This is a genomic window from Mesorhizobium sp. M7A.F.Ca.US.002.01.1.1 (assembly GCF_004022955.1).
Classification (GTDB): Bacteria; Pseudomonadota; Alphaproteobacteria; order Rhizobiales; family Rhizobiaceae; genus Mesorhizobium; species Mesorhizobium ciceri.
The window spans coordinates 1-2,495 of the sequence record NZ_RZQE01000676.1; the positions used below are offsets into that span (position 1 = coordinate 1).

The 2,495-nt window shown below is 67.8% G+C and carries 3 protein-coding genes; all 3 read right to left on the minus strand.

The features are described from left to right. Positions 1-765, minus strand: a 765-nt coding sequence (locus EN932_RS33880) for an ABC transporter ATP-binding protein (protein ID WP_164890778.1), incomplete at its 3' end; no start/stop codon positions are given. Next, positions 762-1,592 carry an ABC transporter permease gene (locus EN932_RS33885; protein WP_127365902.1) on the minus strand — a complete coding sequence of 277 codons (831 nt, stop codon included), beginning with the start codon at positions 1,590-1,592 and terminating at the stop codon, positions 762-764. The genes EN932_RS33880 and EN932_RS33885, both read right to left, overlap by 4 nt. After that, a partial coding sequence (locus EN932_RS33890) for an ABC transporter permease (protein WP_164890779.1) occupies positions 1,589-2,495 on the minus strand: 907 nt, incomplete at its 5' end. The genes EN932_RS33890 and EN932_RS33885, both read right to left, overlap by 4 nt.

The window sequence follows — 2,495 nt, forward strand, 5'->3', positions numbered from 1 at the left end:
GCGGAAAACGGCGATGCGCCCGGCAAGCTCGGCCGCCAGCGCGATGTCATGGCTGATGAACAGCAGCGTCATGCCGTCCTCGGTCACCAGGCGTCGGATCAAGGCGACGATCTCGGCCTGCACGATGGTATCGAGCGCGCTGGTCGCTTCGTCGGCGATCAGCAATTTCGGACCGGCCGCAATGGCGGCGGCGATCGCCACACGCTGCTTCTGGCCGCCGGAAAGCTGGTGCGGGAAGGCGCGCAGGGCCGAGTCAGGATCGGGCAGGCGGACGCGTTCGAGCAGGGTTTTGGCCCTGGCATAGGACTGGGACCAGGTGAGGCCGAGATGGGTGCGGGCGACTTCGGCGATTTGTTTGCCGATTGGCATTACGGGGTCGAGGCTGGCGGATGGGTCCTGGAAGACGAAACCGATATCGCGGCCGCCGCGGGGAGGGTGACTTGATCTGGTGAAGAGCTTTTGCGGTCTGTGCTCTACGAGGCCCCCCTCTGTCCTGCCGGACATGTCCGGCAGGACAGAGGGGGGTGCCTTGGCGCCCAACGCCGACGGTAGGAACCAATCGATCTTTCCTTCAGTCTTGGTGCTTGCCGGCAACAGCCCTGCAATCGCCAGCGCCAGCGTGCTCTTGCCCGAACCGCTTTCGCCGATGATGGCCAAGCGCTCGCCAGCCTCTATGCCGAGGCTGACACTCTTCAGCGCCGTCGCCTCGTTGCCGTCGCGGCGGTAGGTCACCGTCAGGTCGCGGATCGAAGCCAGCGCGGTCACGACAGGCCTCTCCTGACCGCCGTCGTCTCGACGATGCCTTCACCGGCGAGATAGACGCCGAGCACGGTCAGCACCAGCGCTATGCCCGGGACGATCGACAGGAAGGGCGCGGTGCGCAGGACAGCACGGCCTTCGGCAATCATGCCGCCCCAGGTGACCCGGTTGGGATCGCCCAGGCCGAGGAACGACAAGGCCGCCTCGGTGAGGATCGCCGCGGCGACGATCACCGACGACATCGCCAGCACCGGCGGCAAGGCATTGGGCAGCACCTCGCGAAAGGCGATCGCCAGCGGGTGCATGCCGATGACCCTGGCGCCGGCGACATAATCGCGTTCGCGAATGGACAGGACTTCCGCGCGGGCGACACGGGCTGGTCCGGTCCAGGTGCCGAGCGCGATGGCGATCACGACGATGCCGAGCGACGGTCCGACGACGCTGACGAAGGCCAGTGCCAGCAGGAAGCTCGGCACGGTCTGGAAGGCGTCGGTGATGCGCATCAGCACCTCGTCGACGAGGCCGCCGGCAAAGCCGGCCAATGTGCCGACCACTGCCCCGATGACAAGTGCGGCGGCCGCGGCGGCGATCCCGACAGCCAGCGATGTGCGGGCGCCATGAAAAAGCTCGGCCAGCACGTCGCGGCCAAGCCGATCGGTGCCAAGCGGGAGCGACCAGTCCTGGAACGGCGGCAGCAGCGCCGGCCCGGCAATCGCTTGCGGATCGCCGGGGAACAGCAGCGACGCCGACAGCGCCATGGCGATCAACGCCGCCAGGAGGATGGCGCCGGCGACCGCCTCGGGCGTGCGCAGAAAGCGGCGGAGGGCACTCATGCGCCGGCCTCGCTGGCGCCGACGCGCGGGTCGAGGAAGGCATAAGCGATGTCGACGGCAAGGTTGATGACAATGACCAGGACGGCGCTGGTGAGAATAATGCCGAGCAGAAGCGGCGTATCGCGGGAGGCGACTGCCTCCTGCGCCAGCCGGCCGAGGCCGGGCACGGAAAAGACGCTCTCGATGACGACGCTGCCGCCGAGCATCTGCGCCGACTGCAGGCCCAGCATGGTGACCAGGGGCAGCAGCGCGTTGCGGGCAATGTGGGCGAGCACGATGCGGCGGCGCGAAAGCCCTCTGGCGCGGGCGGCCAGCACAAAATCCTGCCGCCAGACCTCGGCCATGCCGGCGCGCATCATGCGCAGATAGAGCGCCAGGTAGATGAAGCCGAGGGCCGAAACAGGCAGGATAAGATGGACGGCGATGTCGGCTGCGCGGTCAAGGCCGGTCTTGTCGGAAGCCAGGGTCTCGATGCCGCCGATCGGCAGCCAGCGCAGGTCGACGGCAAAGACGACGATCAGCACCAGTCCGAGCCAGAAACCCGGCACGGCATAGAGCGCCAGCGAGCCGATCGACAGGAAGCGGTCGCGCAAACTCCCGGGCCGCGCGCCGGCATAGATGCCGAGTGCCGAGCCGAGCCCGAAGGAGAGCGCGGTGGCGCTGACCATCAACAGCAGCGTGTTGGGCAGGCGTTCGAGGATCACATCGCGGATCGGTCGGGAGAAGGTCACCGACTGGCCGAGGTCGAGATGCAACAGCGCCCAGAGGTAGTTAGCCAGCCGCGTCAGCTCCGACTGGTCGAGGCCCCAGCGATGACGCAGCAATTCGATCATGCCGGCGTCGCCGCCGGTCGAGACGATGTAGGCGTCGACGGCGTCGCCGGGGGCGGCCTCGAGCAAAAGG